This is a genomic window from Catenulispora pinistramenti (genome assembly GCF_018274385.1).
Taxonomy (GTDB): Bacteria; Actinomycetota; Actinomycetes; order Streptomycetales; family Catenulisporaceae; genus Catenulispora; species Catenulispora pinistramenti.
In genome coordinates this window covers 1-17,300 of the sequence record NZ_JAAFYZ010000231.1, presented here as the reverse complement: position 1 = coordinate 17,300, position 17,300 = coordinate 1, and the positions used below count along the sequence as shown (strand labels likewise).

The 17,300-nt window shown below is 71.1% G+C and carries 17 protein-coding genes; 10 read left to right on the top strand and 7 right to left on the bottom strand.

Annotated elements, in window-relative coordinates; all coding sequences use genetic code 11:
• Window positions 1-122: 122 nt before the first annotated feature.
• Together KGQ19_RS40275 and KGQ19_RS52340 are read right to left on the bottom strand one after the other, a co-directional pair.
• Window positions 123-668: a GNAT family N-acetyltransferase gene (locus tag KGQ19_RS40275; RefSeq protein WP_212019338.1), complete on the bottom strand. Its 546-nt coding sequence runs from the start codon at window positions 666-668 to the stop codon at window positions 123-125.
• Window positions 665-3,325 carry an FUSC family protein gene (locus tag KGQ19_RS52340; protein WP_212019336.1) on the bottom strand — a complete coding sequence of 887 codons (2,661 nt, stop codon included), beginning with the start codon at window positions 3,323-3,325 and terminating at the stop codon, window positions 665-667. The genes KGQ19_RS40275 and KGQ19_RS52340 overlap by 4 nt, the downstream gene beginning before the upstream one ends.
• Before the next feature lie 143 nt (window positions 3,326-3,468).
• Between KGQ19_RS52340 and KGQ19_RS50500 the strand changes: the two genes are divergently transcribed.
• Window positions 3,469-4,023, top strand: a complete 555-nt coding sequence (locus tag KGQ19_RS50500; protein ID WP_212019333.1) for a MarR family winged helix-turn-helix transcriptional regulator — start codon at window positions 3,469-3,471, stop codon at window positions 4,021-4,023.
• 52 nt (window positions 4,024-4,075) lie between these two features.
• On the opposite strand, the gene KGQ19_RS40260 is transcribed toward KGQ19_RS50500, so the two are convergent.
• From KGQ19_RS40260 to KGQ19_RS40250, 3 genes are read right to left on the bottom strand one after another with little or no spacing between them, the layout of a single operon-like run.
• The gene (locus tag KGQ19_RS40260; RefSeq protein WP_212019331.1) at window positions 4,076-5,065 is read right to left on the bottom strand and encodes an ABC-2 membrane transporter-related protein; all 990 of its coding nucleotides are present in this window, start codon (window positions 5,063-5,065) and stop codon (window positions 4,076-4,078) included.
• Window positions 5,062-5,928, bottom strand: a complete 867-nt coding sequence (locus KGQ19_RS40255; RefSeq protein WP_212019329.1) for an ABC transporter ATP-binding protein — start codon at window positions 5,926-5,928, stop codon at window positions 5,062-5,064. The genes KGQ19_RS40260 and KGQ19_RS40255 overlap by 4 nt, the downstream gene beginning before the upstream one ends.
• Window positions 5,929-5,933: 5 nt before the next feature.
• Window positions 5,934-6,116 (bottom strand): hypothetical protein, encoded by a 183-nt coding sequence (locus tag KGQ19_RS40250; protein WP_212019327.1) that lies wholly within the window; start codon window positions 6,114-6,116, stop codon window positions 5,934-5,936.
• Between the two features lie 119 nt (window positions 6,117-6,235).
• On the opposite strand from KGQ19_RS40250, the gene KGQ19_RS40245 reads away from it, so the two are divergent.
• The 4 genes from KGQ19_RS40245 (at window position 6,236) to KGQ19_RS40230 (ending at window position 10,373) form a co-directional block, all read left to right on the top strand.
• On the top strand, window positions 6,236-7,438 hold the full coding sequence (locus tag KGQ19_RS40245) for a sensor histidine kinase (protein ID WP_212019325.1): 1,203 nt from the start codon (window positions 6,236-6,238) through the stop codon (window positions 7,436-7,438).
• Window positions 7,435-8,097 carry a response regulator gene (locus KGQ19_RS40240; protein WP_212019323.1) on the top strand — a complete coding sequence of 221 codons (663 nt, stop codon included), beginning with the start codon at window positions 7,435-7,437 and terminating at the stop codon, window positions 8,095-8,097. The genes KGQ19_RS40245 and KGQ19_RS40240 overlap by 4 nt, the downstream gene beginning before the upstream one ends.
• 156 nt (window positions 8,098-8,253) lie before the next feature.
• On the top strand, window positions 8,254-9,111 hold the full coding sequence (locus tag KGQ19_RS40235; RefSeq protein ID WP_212019321.1) for a sugar phosphate isomerase/epimerase family protein: 858 nt from the start codon (window positions 8,254-8,256) through the stop codon (window positions 9,109-9,111).
• The gene (locus KGQ19_RS40230) at window positions 9,108-10,373 is read left to right on the top strand and encodes a Gfo/Idh/MocA family protein (RefSeq protein WP_212019319.1); all 1,266 of its coding nucleotides are present in this window, start codon (window positions 9,108-9,110) and stop codon (window positions 10,371-10,373) included. Before KGQ19_RS40235 ends, KGQ19_RS40230 begins: the two co-directional genes overlap by 4 nt.
• A gap of 7 nt (window positions 10,374-10,380) precedes the next feature.
• On the opposite strand, the gene KGQ19_RS40225 is transcribed toward KGQ19_RS40230, so the two are convergent.
• Window positions 10,381-11,373: an aldo/keto reductase gene (locus tag KGQ19_RS40225; protein WP_230420191.1), complete on the bottom strand. Its 993-nt coding sequence runs from the start codon at window positions 11,371-11,373 to the stop codon at window positions 10,381-10,383.
• 163 nt (window positions 11,374-11,536) lie between these two features.
• Between KGQ19_RS40225 and KGQ19_RS40220 the strand changes: the two genes are divergently transcribed.
• Together KGQ19_RS40220 and KGQ19_RS40215 are read left to right on the top strand one after the other, a co-directional pair.
• A complete protein-coding gene (locus tag KGQ19_RS40220; protein WP_212019317.1) occupies window positions 11,537-12,424 on the top strand; it encodes a LysR family transcriptional regulator in 888 nt (295 codons plus the stop codon).
• A 175-nt stretch (window positions 12,425-12,599) separates the two neighbouring features.
• A complete protein-coding gene (locus tag KGQ19_RS40215; protein ID WP_212019315.1) occupies window positions 12,600-13,019 on the top strand; it encodes a cysteine/serine endopeptidase inhibitor in 420 nt (139 codons plus the stop codon).
• Here KGQ19_RS40215 and KGQ19_RS40210 read toward each other — a convergent pair.
• Window positions 13,009-13,497, bottom strand: a complete 489-nt coding sequence (locus tag KGQ19_RS40210) for an HAD domain-containing protein (protein WP_212019313.1) — start codon at window positions 13,495-13,497, stop codon at window positions 13,009-13,011. The two genes, KGQ19_RS40215 and KGQ19_RS40210, sit on opposite strands and share 11 nt — an antisense overlap.
• A gap of 130 nt (window positions 13,498-13,627) precedes the next feature.
• Between KGQ19_RS40210 and KGQ19_RS40205 the strand changes: the two genes are divergently transcribed.
• Genes KGQ19_RS40205 through KGQ19_RS40195 form a run of 3 tightly spaced genes read left to right on the top strand, consistent with a single transcriptional unit; the run spans window position 13,628 to window position 17,259 of the window.
• Entirely contained in the window at window positions 13,628-14,980 is a 1,353-nt protein-coding gene (locus KGQ19_RS40205) for an AAA family ATPase (RefSeq protein ID WP_212019311.1), read from the top strand.
• Window positions 14,980-16,824 (top strand): tetratricopeptide repeat protein, encoded by a 1,845-nt coding sequence (locus KGQ19_RS40200; protein ID WP_212019309.1) that lies wholly within the window; start codon window positions 14,980-14,982, stop codon window positions 16,822-16,824. The genes KGQ19_RS40205 and KGQ19_RS40200 overlap by 1 nt, the downstream gene beginning before the upstream one ends.
• A gap of 48 nt (window positions 16,825-16,872) precedes the next feature.
• Window positions 16,873-17,259 carry a VOC family protein gene (locus tag KGQ19_RS40195; RefSeq protein ID WP_212019307.1) on the top strand — a complete coding sequence of 129 codons (387 nt, stop codon included), beginning with the start codon at window positions 16,873-16,875 and terminating at the stop codon, window positions 17,257-17,259.
• Window positions 17,260-17,300: the final 41 nt, after the last annotated feature.

The window sequence follows — 17,300 nt, the reverse complement described above, 5'->3', positions numbered from 1 at the left end:
GCCGACTGGTCAACCTCGGCCTCCACCACACCAGCGGCACCTGGGCACTGAGCACCACCACATGATCGAGGGAGCCGCCCCACACGAGGACGGCCCCCCATCACAAGATCTTCATTAGCGTTCTAGGCGGATACCGAGCGCCGCACCAAGTCCTTGCTCAGCACCGCGAACTCCAGGTCGTCCCGACGCGGCTTGCCAAACCGCTCATCCCCATACGGGAACGGCTTCACCTCGCCGGTCCGCACGTACCCGCGCCGCTCGTACCAGGCGATCAGATCGGCCCGCTGCCGCAGCACGGTCATCTCCATGACGCTCAGCCCGAGCTCGTCCCGCGCCACCCGCTCGGCCTCGGCGATGATCTTCTTGCCCAGCCCCGCGCCCTGGGCCGTGGGACGGACGGCGAACATCCCGAAGTACGCGTGCGTCCCCCGGTGCTGGAGCTGGCAGCAGGCGACCGGCTCGCCGGCCAGCTCTACGACGAGGATCCGGCTGTCGGGGGTCTCCACGACGGCGCGGACGTCGTCCTCGTCCGTACGCTGACCGTCGAGCAGGTGCGCCTCGGTGGTCCACCCGGCCTTGCTGGACTCGCCGCGATAGGCGGACTCGATCAGCTGGACGAGCCACGGCACGTCGGCGGCCGTGGCGGTGCGGTACTTGGGTTCGCTCACCTGAGAACGCTATCGGAAGCGCCGGGAACCACCACTCGTCCCTCGATGCTCGCGGCCAGCGCGCGATAGGTCCCGGCCAGCCCGGCTCCCGACGTCCGGTCGCCGACAAGCCGCAGCGGAACGTCGGCGAGCGCCCGGGCACGTCGAGCGATCGACGCGTACCCGGCAAGCCGCTCCCGGACGCGGGCCGTATCGGTGCCGGATATCAGGGGCCTGGTCATCGGACGCGCCACGAGTGCGAGCTGGCGCATGCGTTCTTCCATCGCGCGGACGTGTCCCGAGAGGTCTTGGTACGCGGGCTCATCAGCATCATCAAGAACCGCCGCACTGGCCCGCAGCAGCTCGATGACCGAGTCGAAGAACGCGCGCTCGGCGGCGTCCAGCGTGTCGCGGGTACTCGTCGGCAGCACGACGAGCCCGACGATGATCCCCACCAGCGCGCCGAGCGCCGTCTCCTTCAGCCGGAGCTCCAGCAGGCTGGACGAGAGCTCGTGCAGCACCCCGTACAGCTGCGCGACCATGATGGTGACGAAGAAGATCATGCCCGCGTAGGTCAGGTTCACGACGTAGAACCCGCACGACATGCTGGCGACGATCACGACGACGGACAGGAGCGTGTGCCCGCTCGTCAGCTCGCCGAGGCCGAGGCCCACCGCGATCCCCACCGACGTCCCGAGCACCCGCGCCAGCGCCTTGTGCGAGGTCTCCGAGCGGGTGGCGGTGCCGCCGAACGCGACGAAGGCGGCGATGACGGCCCAGTAGTAGCGCGTCTCCGACAGATGCCGCCCGAGCACGATCGCGAGCGCCCCGGCCAGCGCCACCTGCACGGCCTGCCGCGTCGGCAGCGACGCCCGGCTCAGCGGATTCCACCGGCCCCGGGCGGGAAGAGCGCCGGCGACGGCGGCGGATCCGGGGAGGCGGCCTTGGATGAGGACTACGGCCGGGGCGAATGGCTGGGATGCGGCCGGCGGCCGTTTGGCGCTCGCGGGGCGCTGGGATGCGGCTGGGGATGTGGCTTGGAATGCGGCGTGGGATGTGGCTTGGGGTGCGGCTGATGACCTCGCGACGCTCGCAGCACGCTGAGAAGCGGCTGCCGGCATCGCGGCGCTCGCAGCATACTGAGAACTAGCTGCCGGCATCGCGGTGCTCGCGAAACGCTGAGAAGTCGCTAGCGGCCTGCTGGCGCCGCTCGCCGCGTGCTGGGAAGTGGATTCCCGGGCCGCGGAGGCGGGGACCGGGTGCCCGTCCAAGCGGGCGAGGGCCAGATCCGCGAGTGCCACGGCAGCCGAGGCGAAGCGCGGCAGCGGAGCCCGCAGAGCATCAGTGGGGCCGATCGCGGTGGCCTCGAAAGCCGCGGCGGCGTCAGCGCCGGCCGGGAGGGTCAGGGCAACCGCGTCGACCAGCTCGTAAGCACCGTGGATCGCTGCGGCCTCGATGGCTCGCGCATCACGCGTTTCGCTGATGCCGTCGAGATCTGTCGCAGTGTCAGTGACCCGGGCATGCCGAGGCCTCGGAAGAACCTCAGCCACCTCCGCGGCCTCAACAGCCCTCGCATGCCGCGGCCTTTCGAAACCGTCGTGAGCCCCGACGGCCGGCACAACACACGCCTCAAGAATCGCCAGCGCGGCAGACCGCGCCGCAGCATACTCGCGCCGCGCTATCAGCTCAGCCGCGCGTATCGCCGCCTCCGCACCCTGCCCGCCTTGTCCGCCCTGACCACCGCGACCACCGCGACCGCCCTGACCGGGCTGACCTGGCTGACCTGGCTGACCACCCTGCCGTGCCAGCGCATCCGCGGCATGCGCCAGCTCGTCCAACGCCAGCTGCGCGTCGAGCAGCCGCCGCCGAAGGGCGTTGGCCTCGTCGTCCCCGACCGTGCTGCCCGGCTCGGCGAGCCATCCCTCGATCACCAGCGCGGTCTCCGCGAGCCGCAGGCCGCGCGAGTGCAGACGCCGCGCGGCTCGCAGCGTCCGCCGCGCGTCGCCCCGCGCCTCCAGCAGGTCCGCGCACGCCCGCGCTACGGCACCGGCCCGGGCGGCGAAGGCACCGCGCAGGCGGGTGAGGGTCCGGCCGGAGTGCTGACGCAGCACGGTCAGCGCCAGGAGCAACGAGACGCCGGTCCCGACCGCGAGGTCGGCCATCAGGGTCGGGAGGGTGGAGACCTTCGCGCCGAGGAAGGCCGCGAAGAAGTAGCCCATGAACATCATGAAGCCGTAGAAGAAGAACGCCGGCCCGAATCTGCGCACCCAGACCGCCGCGAACATCACCACGACGAACATGCTCAGCATCGCGTCCGTGCGGCCCGCGACCAGCGCGCCGGGGAGCATCCCGGCTCCGAAGGCGACCGGGAAGAAGACCGCGGTGCGCACCTTCGGCCAGCTCGCGGTGCCGGTCAGGGCCATCGCCCCCATGATCGCGACCATGCCGCCGAGCATCATCGCGACCAGGATCGCGCGGGCCGCGTCGTGCTGGGCCTTGGCGTAGCCGAACTCGATGCCGAGCGTGACGGACATCGCGACCGCCGCCGACACCGCCATCCGGGCCCGCACCAGACCGGGGTCGGAGGCCACGACCCGGTCCCACAGTTCGCGCAGCGCGCCCGCCCGTATGCCGCCGCCACCCGACGTGACCGTCGCCGTTGCCGTGACCGTGCCCACCCGCAGCCTCCCATCGCCCTTACCGCAGCCAGTCGCTCCGCCGCCGGTCAGGTCGCGAACCAGGCGGCCGGACGGCCTATCCTGCGGGGAAGGCCGCGGCCCGGAAGAATTACCTGCATCATACCGATAATTGGGAGGCAGCTGTGGAGGCAGCACGCGAGAGCCGGGTCACAGCGACGGGATCCCCGCCGGCCGGCAGCAGCGAGGCGGCCGACGCGCCGCACCGAAACGAGGCACTGGACCACGTCGAGCGGCAGACAGCCGTCCTGGTCCGCCACATCGAGCTCCTGTACCGGCGCACCGACGTCCACAACACCCTCGACCGCGCCGAATACCTCCTCCTGCGCACGCTCGACGACTCCGGCCCGATGAACATCAACGCCCTCGCCGCCGTCCTGGGCCTGGACCCGTCGACCGCCGGCCGCCAGGTGTCCGTGCTCCAGAAGGCGGGGTTCGTCGCCCGCAGCCCGGACCCGGCCGACCGGCGCTGCTCAGTCGTGACGCCGACCGCGGAAGGCCTGGCCCGGATGCGCGAAGTGCAGACCAAGCGCACCGACAACCACGAATACCTGCTCCGCGACTGGACAGATGAGGACGTACAGACGCTCGGCGCGATACTCGCCAAGTACAACACCTCGGTCGCAGAGAAGTACCTGACCGGTTCGGCGTTGATCGAGGAGACGGCTGCCGGGAAGTAGTCGCGGCGGCCTTAACGCCGGAGGATCGGCCAGAGCTAAAGACAGCGCCGAATCAGCTGAGCCTGCCTCGGATCCGCCAGAAGCAAAGCCCGGCCAAGACCGCGGTGAAGAGCGCGAAGATGCCCGTCTCGTACCACTGGAAGGTCCAATAGCGGCCGGCCGGCTGAAGCGTCACCTCGACATGGACGTTCTGCTTGGAGATGCAATCCGGCAGCTGTGCGGGTGCGGCCACGTTCACGCAGTCGGACCACCAAGACGTGTGTCCGACCTCCTGACCCGAGCGGTCGAGGACGGCGCTGGTCGAGACGATCCACGGCCCGCCGGCCACGTGGACCCCGCCGACCGTCCCGTACTCTCCGAAGAAAGACAGGCCGCTGACTTCGGCCTTGGTGAGCGCGACCGTCTGGCTGACCGGGGTGAGGTAGTGCGGCCGGACCATCGTCGGCATCACGCCCTGCACCACGACGAACACGACCAGCACCGCGGCCATCGCGGGAACGGTACGTCCGATGAACAGCCCGAGGGCCATGCCGAGTACGAAGGCGAAAGCGCCGTAGGCGAGCGGGACGATGTTGCGGTCGTCGAAGACCAGTGGCGTGAAGCGGTCGTCGCGCACCGCGTCCAGGGGGCTGGCGGCCCAGGTAAGGAGCAGGCTGTAGAGGCCGGTGAACGCGACTGCGGCCAGACCGACCAACCCCAGCTTCGCGGTCAGCCACCGGCCCCGCGTCACCGTCTGGTTCCACGCCAGCCGATGCGTCCCGGCCTCCAACTCCCGGGCGATCAGCGGCACGCCCCAGAACATGCCGATGACGGCCGGGACGACGATCAGCACGTACCCGAGGATTTCGGTCTGGAGGTCGTACTGGCCGGTGAATTCGTTCATGACGCCCGAACAGCTGCCCTTCGCGCAGAGGGCGAGGTCGGTGTTGTACGTGTGGCGGATCTGCTCGCCGAGGATCAGCAGGTAGCACGCGAGGAGCAGCAGCGCGGCGATGCCGAGGACTGCTTGCGTGCGGAACTGGCGCCAGGTCATCCAGATCATCGCTGGGCCTCCGCCCGGGTCATGTAGGCCAGCACCAGCGCTTCGAGGTCGATCTCAGCCCACTGCCACGGGCCGGACGGCGCCGCCGCACGGTTCGTGCGCACGACCACGCTGCTGCCGTTCACCGTGTGGTCGGCGTGGACGACTTCGAATCCGGGAGGCAGGACCTCGAGCTCGTTGCGGCTGCCGCTGAGCCTGCGGTGTCGCTCCAACAGCTGCGTCACCTCCCCGGCGACCTGGACCCGGGAGTCGGCCAGCACGATCAGGTAGTCACAGACCCGCTGGACGTCGGACAGCGCGTGCGAGGACAGGATCGCGCTCGCTCCGAGGTCGGCGATGAACTCCATCAGGTTCTCCAGGAACCCGCGCCGGGCCAACGGATCCAGGGCCGCGGCCGGCTCGTCGAAGATCAGCAGGTCGGGGCGTTTGGCCACCGCGACGGTGAGGGCCAGCTGCGCACGCTGCCCGCCGGAGAGCCGCCCGGCGCGCTGCTTCGGGTCCAGGCCGATCTGGGCGATGCGGCGCTGGGCGAGTTGTCCGTCCCAGCCCGGGTTCAGATGGGCTCCCATGCGCAGGTGGTCCGCGACGGACAGGGCCGCGTAGACCGGCGTGTCCTGCGCGACGAAGCCGACCTTGGCCAACTGCGCGGCGTCGGTGCCGGGACGCTGGCCGAGCACGGTGATCGTGCCGGACGTCGGCTTGATCAGGCCGCACGCGAGTTGCAGCAGCGTGGACTTGCCCGCGCCGTTGGGACCGACCAGGCCGATGACGCGGCCCGGCGGGATGCTCAGATCGCAGTCAGTCAGGGCGCGGCGGCGGCCGTAACGCTTGCCGAGGCCCTCGGCCTCCAGTACGGGTGTCATGGTTCTCAGCCCCGCGACCGGCGGTTGTCGATCATCTTGAGGATGAAGCGGACCACGGCGAAGAACACGATCAGGAACGCGATCGCCACGATGACGAGCAGGGCGTAGAACGTCGGGCTGTAGTGGACGCCGCCGCCGGTCGCGGAGTCGGCGAGGACGCCGGCGGGGGTCGGAGGATGTGAAGTCATGGCCCAACCGTGTCGGCCGCGCGGCCTGCCCGGCACCGGCCGAAAGCACGGTTCGGACGGTACGCACAGTACTTTCGGCCGGTGCAGCGGCGCAGGCGGTGTCACCTACGCTGATCTGCATGGAGGCGACGGACCCGGTGGCGGGGCGCAGGAGCGCCAGAACCCCGGATCGGGCCGGAGCCGTGGCCGACTCGCTGTTCGCCATGCTCTGCGCAGTGCTGCTGGCCTTCATCGTCGACCGCCTGGCGCGCGAGGGCCGGGTCTGGGCGCTCGACCTGGCCACCGGGGTGGCGGTGTGCGGGGTGGCGTTGGCCCGGCGGCGACGGCCCTTGGCCGCGCCGATCGTGGCGCTCGCGGTCAGCGGCGTCGGGGCGGTCGTCGCCATGGCCGCCGGGTTGCCCAGTGAGCCGGGACCGGCCGCGATCCTCGGTCTGATGGTGCTCGCGGGGACGGCTGTGCGGAGGTTGGCGGCGGTGCCGGCGACGGTGATCGCGGTGTGTGGAGAGGTCGTCGCCGGGTCGGGGCGGCTGGGGGCGCTGGCCGGGTATCAGACCTCGCATGCCGCGTATTGGTTCGCCACGCAGGGTTGGCTGGTCGCGGTCGCGGTCGGTGTGTGGCTGCGCTGCCTGGATCGGCGACGGCGCGGTATGGCCGAGGCGGTGCGGCGAGATGAGCGGCTGGCGATGGCGCGCGAGTTGCACGACGTGGTCGCGCACCACATCACCGGCATCGTGGTGCAGACGCAGGCGGCTCGGATCACCGCGCGGCGGCGGGATCGGGCCGATCCCGACGGGTTGGACGCCACTTTGGCCGAGATCGAAGCGGCGAGCGGCGAGGCGCTGACCGCGATGCGGCGCGTGGTCGGCCTGCTCCGCGATGCCGACGACGCGGCCACGACCGGTGCCGGCGCCGGTCCCGGCGAACTCGCCGAGCTGGTCAGGCGATTCGACGGGCACGGTCCGGTCGTGACGCTGACCCTGCCGGCGCACGAGGAGCTCCGCTGGCCGCCGGAAATCGCCTCCACGGTCTACCGCGTGGTCCAGGAGTCGCTGACGAACATCGCCCGGCACGCCGCGCACGCCCGCTCCGCCTCGGTCCGGATCGCGCGCGATCCCCGGGGCGGCATCCGGATCGAGGTCACCGACGACGCGCCGGCGGGCCCGCCGCGGCACCTGCACCGCGGCGGCTTCGGCCTGGTCGGCATGCGCGAACGGGTCGAGGCGCTGGGCGGCACGCTGGACGCCGGACCGCAGCCGGCCCCGGCGAGCGGCTGGGCCGTGACCGCCACCGTCCCGGCCCCCGCCCACGGAGCACGCTCTTGAGTATCAGGGTACTGTTGGCCGACGACCAGGCCATGGTCCGGCGCGGCCTCCGGCTGATCCTGGAGGACCAGCCGGACATCGCAGTCGTCGGCGAGGCCGCGGACGGCGCCGAGGCGGTCGAGCTGGCCCGCCGGCTGCGACCGGACGTGTGCCTGGTCGACATCCGCATGCCGCGCCTGGACGGGATCGAGGTGACGCGCGCGCTGGCCGGGCCCGGCGTGCCGGATCCGCTGCGCGTGGTCATCGTGACCACCTTCGATCTGGACGAGTACGTGTACGGCGCGCTCCGCGCCGGCGCACTCGGCTTCGTCCTCAAGGACGCGGGCCCGGCACTCCTCGCCGAGGCCGTCCGCGCGGCGAGCGCCGGCGACGCGCTCATCTCACCGTCGGTGACCCTGCGCCTGCTCAAGCACCTCGCCCCCGCTCGAACCACGAAGTCCGCACGCCAGCCGGCGCAGCCGCTGTCCACCCGCGAACTCGAGGTCGCCAAGGCCATCGCCGCCGGCCGCACCAACCAGGAGATCGCCGCGGAGCTGTTCATCTCGCTGAGCACCGTCAAGGGGCACCTGGCGAGCATCCAGGGGAAGCTGGGCGTGCGGAACCGGGTCGGCGTGGCGGCTTGGGCCTGGGAGAGTCGGCTGATGGACCCGGGGGCGTAGGCGTAGGGCGTAGGCGTAGGGCGTAGGCGCAGGCGTACCCACAGCGGCGCCCCATTCAGAACCACCTCCGCTGAATGCCATCGGCTCTCTCTGTTGGACGGCGCCCGCCGGCCGCGAAAGGCTGGAGCGTGCAGGGCTCTCCATCGGAGGAACGCAATGAGCCGAACAGAAACACAGACCCCCGTGACCTGGACGCTCAGCGGGTTCGGCGACGAGATCGGCCCCGACCCCGACGTCCAGTTCGCCGTGTTGCAGGCGCTGGGCGCCCGGCACGTCGAGATGCGCGGAGCGTGGGGCGTCAACGTCGTGGACCTGACCGACGAGCAGATCGAAAGCTACGCGGGCACGCTGGAACGCTGGGGCATGCGCGTCTCGGCGATCGCCTCCCCGATCGGCAAGGTGAGCATCGCCGACGACCCCGAAGACGAACTGCGCCGACTGGCCCGGGCGATCGCGGTGGCACACCGCCTGGGCACCGGCTACATCCGCATGTTCTCCTTCTACCGGCCGGAGGGGACGAGCGCGCAAGACGTCCGCGATCCGGTGCTGAAGCACATCAGTGCCCTGGCACGCCTCGCCGAACGCGAGAACATCGTCCTGGTGCACGAGAACGAGAAGGACATCTACGGCGACCTCCCCGAGCGGGTCCTGGACCTCATCGAGTCGGTGGGCTCCAGCGCGCTGCGGGTGGCGTGGGACAGTGCGAACTTCGTCCAGGTCGGCGTGCGGCCGTTCACCGACGGCTACGCGATGCTCCGGCCGCACCTGGAATATCTGCAAGTCAAGGACGCCATCGCGGCGACCGGGGAGGTGACGCCGGCCGGTGAGGGTGACGGTCAGCTGCTGGAGACGCTGACCGCACTGCGCGACGACGGCTACGCCGGTTTCGCCTCGCTCGAACCGCATCTCGCGCTCGGGCACGCGATGGGCGGGTTCTCAGGTCCGGCGTTGTTCGGCAAGGCCGCGCGGGCCTTCACAGGGCTCTGTGACTCGATCGGAGTGGCGACCGCATGACGGACGACGGACGCGATATCGAGACCGAAATCGAAACCGAAACAACGGCAGGCGAGGCAGCAGTCGAGAGCGAAGCCGAAGCGCGCTGGGCCGTCGCCATCGTCGGCGCCGGGGTGATCGGCCGGATCCACGCCGAAGCGGTGCGGCGCCATCCCAAGCTCCGGGTCGGCGCGGTCGTCGACCCCGATGCCGTCGCGCGCCGCCAGCTCGCCGGGCAGATCGCGCAGGCCGAGCAGGGCGCCGCGGAGGCACCGCCGGCCGAGTTCGCCACGCTGCCCGAAGCCCTGGCCGCAGGCGGCATCGGCCTGGTCGCCGTCTGCGTCCCGACCGGCCTGCACGCCGCCGCCGTCACCGCGGCGCTGGCCGCCGGAGTGCACGTCCTGGTCGAGAAGCCGATCGACGTCTCGCTGCCCGAAGCCCGGCGTCTGACCGCGCTGGCCGAGGAGGCGGCGCGGCGGGGCGTGCTGTGCAGTGTGATCAGCCAACACCGGTTCGATCCGGCGAGCGCGGCCGTGGCGGCGGCGGTGAAGAGCGGCCAGATGGGCCGGATCACGTCGGCGGTCGCGTCGGTCGCCTGGTGGCGCGGGCAGGAGTACTACGACTCGGCGCAGTGGCGCGGTACGTGGGCGCTGGACGGCGGCGGGGCGCTGATGAACCAGGGCGTGCACACCGTCGATCTCCTGGCGTGGCTGCTCGGCAGGCCGGTGGAGGTGTTCGCGCACGCCGCGATGCTCGCCCACGAGGGCATCGAGGTCGAGGACGTCGCGGTGGCCACGGTGCGCTTCGCGTCCGGGGCGCTGGCGGTCCTGCACGCCACGACGGCCGCGTATCCCGGCTTGTCGGTACGCCTCCAGGTCCACGGCACCACCGGCTCCGCGGTCCTGCACGACGACCAACTGGAGTACTTCCACGTCGCGCGGCACGGCGCCGGCGCCACCGGCGGACCCTACGGTGGCGCCGAACCCGACAACCAGGCGTCCCGCGTGGTCCCGGCGTCGGAGGTGCGCGGGAACGTCAAGGCGGCGGACACCTTCGTCGTCGGTCATCTGCGGCAGTACGAGGACGTGGTCGAGGCGATCCAAACCGGCCGACCGCCGGCCGTCACCATGCGGGACGGCCTGCTCGCGGTGGCTTTGGTGCGCGCGGTCTACGTGTCCTCGACGCTGGGCCGGCCGGTGGACATCAACGCGTTGCTCGCCGGCGACCACGACGACGTAGCAATAACCGTGGCCAGCGGTGGGGAAAGAGAACCCGGCGCTTGATCTGCACCTAAGCTGAAATCAGTGCGCTGATCCGCGCCAGCTCCTCGGTGTCGAAGTCGAGGTTCGCCACCGCCGCGACGTTGTCCGCCAACTGCTCGGGACTGCTGGCGCCGACGAGCGCGGAGGTGACCCGGCCGCCGCGCAGCACCCAGGCCAGAGCCAGCTGCGCCAGGCTCTGGCCGCGCGCCTCGGCGATCGCGTTCAGCCCGCGCACGGTGGTCAGCAAGTCCTCGGTGATCCGGTCGCTGTTCAGCGAGGTGCCGTGGGTCCCGGCGCGCGAGCCCTCGGGGATCCCGTCGAGGTAGCGGGCCGTCAGGATGCCCTGTTCCAGCGGCGAGAACGCGATCGAGCCCACGCCCAGATCGTCCAGCGCGTCGAGCAGGCCGTGCTCCTGCGGACCGCGGTCGAGCATCGAGTACTTCGGCTGGTGGATCAGCAGCGGGGTGCCCGACTCACCGAGGATGCGCGCGGCTTCGCGGGTCTGTTCGGCGGAGTAGTTGGAGACGCCGACATAGAGCGCTTTGCCTTGCTGCACAGCGGAATGCAGCGCCCGCATCGTCTCCTCAAGCGGGGTGTCGGGGTCGAAGCGGTGCGAGTAGAAGATGTCGACGTAGTCCACGCCCAGCCGCCCGAGGCACTGGTCGAGCGAGGACAGCATGTGCTTGCGCGAGCCCCATTCGCCGTACGGGCCGGGCCACATCCGGTAGCCCGCCTTGGTCGAGATCACCAGCTCGTCCCGGTGCGTCGCGAAGTCGGTCTTGAGCGCCGCGCCGAGCGCCGCTTCGGCCGCGCCGCCGGGCGGGCCGTAGTTGTCCGCGAGATCGAAGTGGGTGACGCCGAGGTCGAAGGCCCGGCGCAGGATCGCGCGCTGCACCTCGGCCGGGCGGGACGGGCCGAAGTTCTGCCAGAGGCCGAGCGAGACGGCGGGCAGGACCAGGCCGCTGTTCCCGGCGCGCCGGTAGGGCATGGTCGTGTAGCGGTCGGGGTGGGCGGTGTACATCGCGACTCCCAAAGCGGTGGGCGCAAAGCCGTGCGCGGCTCGGGCCGCGGTTCGGTATCGGCGGGCCCGCGGCTACTTTTCCGTGCCGGGCGAACAGAAGTCCAACAGGAGAATCCGCTGGGATTCAGTAGCCGCGGTTCTCAATCGTCTAGGCTGCCCCGTCATGGAGATACGCCAGCTTCAGCACTTCGTGTCGGTCGCCGAGGAGCAGCACTTCACCCGCGCGGCGGCGCGGCTGATGGTCTCGCAGTCGGGGCTGTCGGCCTCGATCCGGGCGCTGGAGCGGGAATTGCAGGCCTCGCTGTTCGTGCGCACCACCCGCACCGTGACGCTCACCGAGGCCGGGCGGGCGCTGCTGGTGGAGGCCGAGCGGATCCTGGCGCAGGAGCGGGCTGCCCGGGAGGCGGTGGCCGCGGTGCAGGGCGTGCTGCGCGGGACGCTGACGTTGGGGGCGGAGCAGTGCGTCGCCGGGGTGCACGTGGCCGGGCTGCTCGCCGCGTTCCGGCGGCTGCATCCGCAGGTGGAGATCCGGTTGCGGCAGTGGGGATCGGCGGCGTTGGCCGAGCAGGTCGCGGCGGGCCGGCTGGACCTGGCCTTCGCCTACCGGACCGACGGCCATCCGGAACAGTTGCGGTCGGTGGCGCTGACCAGCGAGCCGATGATCGTGCTCTGTCATCCGGACCACGCGCTGGCCCGGGCCGGGGCCGCGGTGACACCGCGGGACCTGGGCGGTGAGGCGTTCGTGGACTTCCATCCGGACTGGGGCCCGCGCCGGGTCACCGACGCCGCGTTCGCGGCGCTCGGCATCCGGCGGACCGTGCCGCTGGAGGTGAACGACGTGCACAGCCTGCTGGACCTGGTGGGCGAGGGACTCGGGGTGGCGGTCGTGCCGCGGCACTTCGAGCACAAGCGGACCAGCCTGGTCGCACTGCCGCTGGAGGACACCGGCGGGTCGGTATATGAGACGGCCGCGCTGCTTCCGAGCCCGCAGGCGACCAGTCCGGCGGCGAAGGCGCTGATGGCGTTGCTGGCGGCCGAACCGGGCCGCTGAAGCGGCTGGAGTAAACGGTCCGACACGCCCTTGACGGTTCTCCCGGGCGGCCTCATGGTGCTCAGTGGGCCGCGGTTCCGGAGTGCTCATGCATCGCAACACTCTGTGACGACGGCCCCCGCGCGCGCATCAGCACCTTCCGAACTCAGGGTTCCACCGAGAGAGGGACAACGCCGTGCACCTTCCCAAGTACGCCCGCCCGGTCTGCGCCGCCGTCGCCACCGTGGGCACGTTCGCGGTCCTGGGCGTCAGCCCGGCCGCCGCCGACATCCCCATCGGCCAGCCGGTCAACGGCACCTCCACGTACTACAACGACGCCGGCTACGGGGCCTGCGGCACCCAGATCAACGCCGCCACCGACTGGCTGGTCGCGGCGCCGGCCGCGTACTGGACCACGCCGAACCCCAACAACGACCCGATATGCGGTCTGTCGATCCAGGTGACCTACAACGGGAACACCATCACCGTGCCGGTCGAGGACAAGTGCCCGAGCTGCGACGCCTCGCACATCGACCTGAGCCTGCCGGCGTTCCAGTCGCTCGCGGATCCCAACCTCGGGGTCATCGACGTCACGTGGGAGTTCGTCAACCGGTAGCGGACGGGTCGTCGTCCCGGGCCCACTCCAGCGCCCGATCCACCGCCTCCCTGGTCAGTCCCGTCGCCGGATCAACGGGGATCAGCAGGGTCGGCTGCGGTCGGGCGCTGCTCCACGTCCTGGCCTCGGGCGGGTGCTGGTCGTCGATCCAGACCGCGGGACGGGTGCCGACGAAGCGCGCGATCACGCGCACCTTCTCGCGGGGGTGGAACGGCGGGGACGGCATGTGGGCCAACGGCAGCGGGGTGACGCCGAGCAACGGAGCCAGCAGGCGGTTGGCGTCGTGGTTCCAGGACGTGGCCCAGACCACGTCGAAGGTCTGCCGGAGCCGGTTGATCCAGACGCCGTGGACCCGGCACAGGCGGACCGGCTCGGCACCCGGGAACAGGTCGTGTTCGGCGAAGCCGGGCGGGCATTCGACAGCACTGTACGGATTGAGAACGCCGTCGACATCGAGGAGGAGCACCGGCCGTGGCACGGGTCCAGGATAAGGGACTAGAGCCCGTCTGCGGCGGGTTTGTCGGGGGCCCTCAACAGAGCCGGACCCGCCGTTGGCGTCCGGGGACAACGACTATGCTCGCGGGAGATTCGCCAGGAGGGGAGAGTCAATGAGCGACGGGGAAAGCCCTCTGATCCACGCACTGCGGCAAGCGGTGCGCTCCGCGCCGGAGCAGGCCGAATTCCGGGTCGCACTCGCCGAAGCACTCATCGGGGCCGGCGACACGCAGGGGGCGATCGTCGAGCTGGGTGAAGTGCTTTCGCTGGAGCCGGGTTCGGCACGGGCCCGCGAGCTGATGCTGGCGGCGCTCAGCGGTGGGTCGGCGGCGAAGACCGAAACAGCCGATGACGGCACCACCGCCGCCGAGACCAGCTCCGACCCCGACGGCAGCCCCGACGCCGACTCCGATGCCGACCCCGACGCCACCCAACAGGAAACCGGCTTCGACTGGTCGGCCGCCGAGGCCGAACTCGGCGACATCGCCCCGCCGCCCCGCTTCACCTCCACGACCAAGCCCCCGGCGCCGAAGCCGATGGCCGCGAACAACGAGGACGAGGACCCCGAGGGCGTCCCTGCCCACGAGGTCGAACGTCCGGCCCTGACCCTCGCCGACGTCGGCGGCCTTTCGCAGGTGAAGGAACGGTTGCAGGTCGCGTTCCTGGCCCCGATGCGCAACCCCGAACTGCGCAAGATCTACGGCAAGTCGCTGCGCGGCGGCCTGCTCCTGTATGGCCCGCCCGGATGCGGCAAGACCTTCATCGCCCGCGCGGTGGCCGGCGAGATCGGCGCGTCCTTCATCTCCGTGGGCATCTCCGAAGTCATGGAGCTGTGGTTCGGCGCCTCGGAGAAGAACCTGTCCGAGCTGTTCGAGCTGGCCCGGCGCCAGGCCCCGTGCGTGCTGTTCTTCGACGAGATGGACGCGCTGGGGCAGCGGCGCAGCCAGAACCGCAACTCGATGATGCGCACCCTGGTCAACCAGTTCCTCACCGAACTGGACTCGGTGGGCGCGGACAACGAGGGCGTGTTCGTGCTCGGCGCGACGAACGCCCCGTGGGACGTCGACCCGGCCCTGCGCCGCCCCGGCCGGTTCGACCGCACGGTCCTGGTCCTGCCGCCGGACGCCCCGGCCCGCGAGGAGATCCTGCGCTACCACCTGCGCGACCGCCCGATCGCGGGCGTCGACCTGGAGTCGCTGGTGGAACGTACCGACGGCTTCTCCGGCGCGGACCTGGCCCACCTCTGCGAGTCGGCGACCGAGAACGCGCTGATGGACGCGGTGCGCAGCGGCGAGGTGCGGATGATGGGCATGCCCGACTTCGAGAACGCGCTGAAGGACGTGCGCCCCTCGACCGGTCCGTGGTTCGACGCCGCACGCTCGGTCGCTTTGTTCGCCAACGAGGGCGGCGCGTATGACGACCTCGCGGCGTACTTCAAGAACCACAAGGGCGCTAAGGGCCTGTGATGACGGACGAGGACGCGCTGCGGGCCACCGTCGAGCGGGCCGCCGCGCTGATCCGGCTGGAGCGCTATGCCGAGGCCGAGCCGATGCTGCGCCGGGTGCTGGCCTCCGAGCCCGGGCACTACGGCGGGCTGGCGAACCTGGCCTGGCTGCTCGACCTCGCCGACCGCCTTGACGAGGCGCTGGAGACCGCGCGGCAGCTGATCACGCACTGGCCGAACGAGACCGAGGGCTTCTATCGGGCCGCGCTGATCCTGAAGCAGGGCAAGGAACTCGATGAGGCGCTGGCCCTGCTGGAGCGGGCCCTGCAGATCGAGCCGGACGAGGGCCGGATCCTGCGGCTGTGCGCGCAGGTCCTCGGCAAGTACCCCGGACGCCGCGTCGAGGCGCTGGCCATGGCCGACCGCGCCATCGAGGTGGACCCGCAGGTCGGCGACAGCTTCCAGGCCCGCGCGATGGTCCTGGTGGACGAGTACCGCTGGCGGGAAGCCGAAACCGCCATGGCCGAAGCGCTCCGGCTGGAGCCGATGAACACCACGTTCCTGGTCCAGGCCGGGATCGTGAAGCTCCGCCTCGGGGCGATCGACCGGGCCCGGGACGCGTTCACCTCGGCCCTGCGGCTGAAACCCAAGCCCTACCGGGTGCGCGAGGTCCTGGACACCCTGGAGACCAACGGCCTGCCCGCGCCGCTGCTGGACGTCTACACCCTCGGCTGCCAGGCCCTGGACATCCCCGACCTCGGCACCCCCGGCACCGCCGGGACCGACCCGGAGCTGCTGCGCAAGCAGGCGCGCATCGCCGGATCGATGTGGCGCGCGGCCGTCTACAACCACGCCTGGTCCAAGGACTCCCGCGATCGCTGCCGGGAGTTGGCCTCGGCGCTGATGGCCGCGGACCCGACGCTGCCCCCGGCCCGGCTGCTGGCCGCCGAGATCGCCAGCGACGACGACCGCTACGAAGACCTCCTCGCCCTCGCCGAGCCGCTGATCGCCGAGGGCGAGGCGACCCGCGACCTGTTCCGCTGGGCCGTCTACGGGCTGGAACATCTGGACCGGCTGGACGAGGCGCTCGAGATCGCCGCCGAGGGCTGCCGCCGCTTCCCCGACTCGAGCGAATCGGTGTCGCTGAAAGGCCGGATCCTGGCCGAGCTGGGCCGCCGCGAGGAGGCGGTGGCCGCCGCCGAGCGGGCGGTCGAGCTGGCGGGCGACGACCCGGGCGCGCTGACGTCCGCGGCGAACGTCTACAAGCGGCTGAAGATGAACGACGAGGCCAAAGAGGCCTACAAGGCCATCCTGCGCGTCGCGCCGAAGCAGACCACGACACTGTTCCAACTCGGCTCGCTCTACATGCTCGCCTACCAGGACCACCGGGCGGCCGAGCGCCTGATCCAGCGCATCGAACTCCCCGACGTCGGCGGCGACCGCACCGCGGTCCTGGGCCAGATCCGCTTCCAGCTCGGCAAGTGGGACCAGGCGATGGCCGACTTCGAGAAGGCCCTGGCCACTCCCATGCGCGATCCCGTGACGGTGCCGGGCATCATCATCGGCCTCCAGCTCTTCGGCCCACCCAAGCGCTTCCAGCCGCTGCTCGACAAGAGCGTCGAGATCCGCGCCGCCGGCCCCGGCGAGCCGGTGACCATCGACAAGTTGCGGCTGGCGGCCTTCACGCTGATCAAGTACGGCGCACTGGCCGAGGCCCAGGAGGTGCTGGCGCAGATCCTGGAGCTGGATCCGGAGAACCACGAGGCCACGATCATGGCGAAGGTGGTCGCCGATCCCGACGAGCCGGAGCACGCGGAGGCGATCGCCGTGGTGTTCACACCGGACCCGCACGACGACGAGCTCTGAGCCCCCGCACGCGGAATAGCCACGATCACCAGCCCGTTGGCGACGATCATGCGAGTCTTCCGTACCTACGCACGCGTCTACGCAGCAGACCTGGACCCCGTCTTGGCCGCCATGCAGACCGTGACCGGCGAACCCATCGCCACCCGCTTCTCGATGCCGAACGGTCTGGAGTTGGGCAGCGTCGGCCGGATCCTGGTGGTGGCCGGGGACAAGGAGGCGCTGGAGCCGTACACGGCCACGACCGCCACGCTGATCGTGGACGACCTCGACGAATGCCTCCGGCACCTGGAGCAGACCGGCGCGGAGATCGTTCGCGGCATCCAGGCAGTCCCCACCGGCCGGAACCTGACCGCCAAGCTCCCGGGCGGCGCGCAGATCGAGTACGTCGAGTGGGACGCCGCGCAGTGGGAGCGGGCTGGCGGCCGACCGGGCTGATGGTGGCTGGCGGTGCGGGGGGGGATTACGGAGGCGAGGGT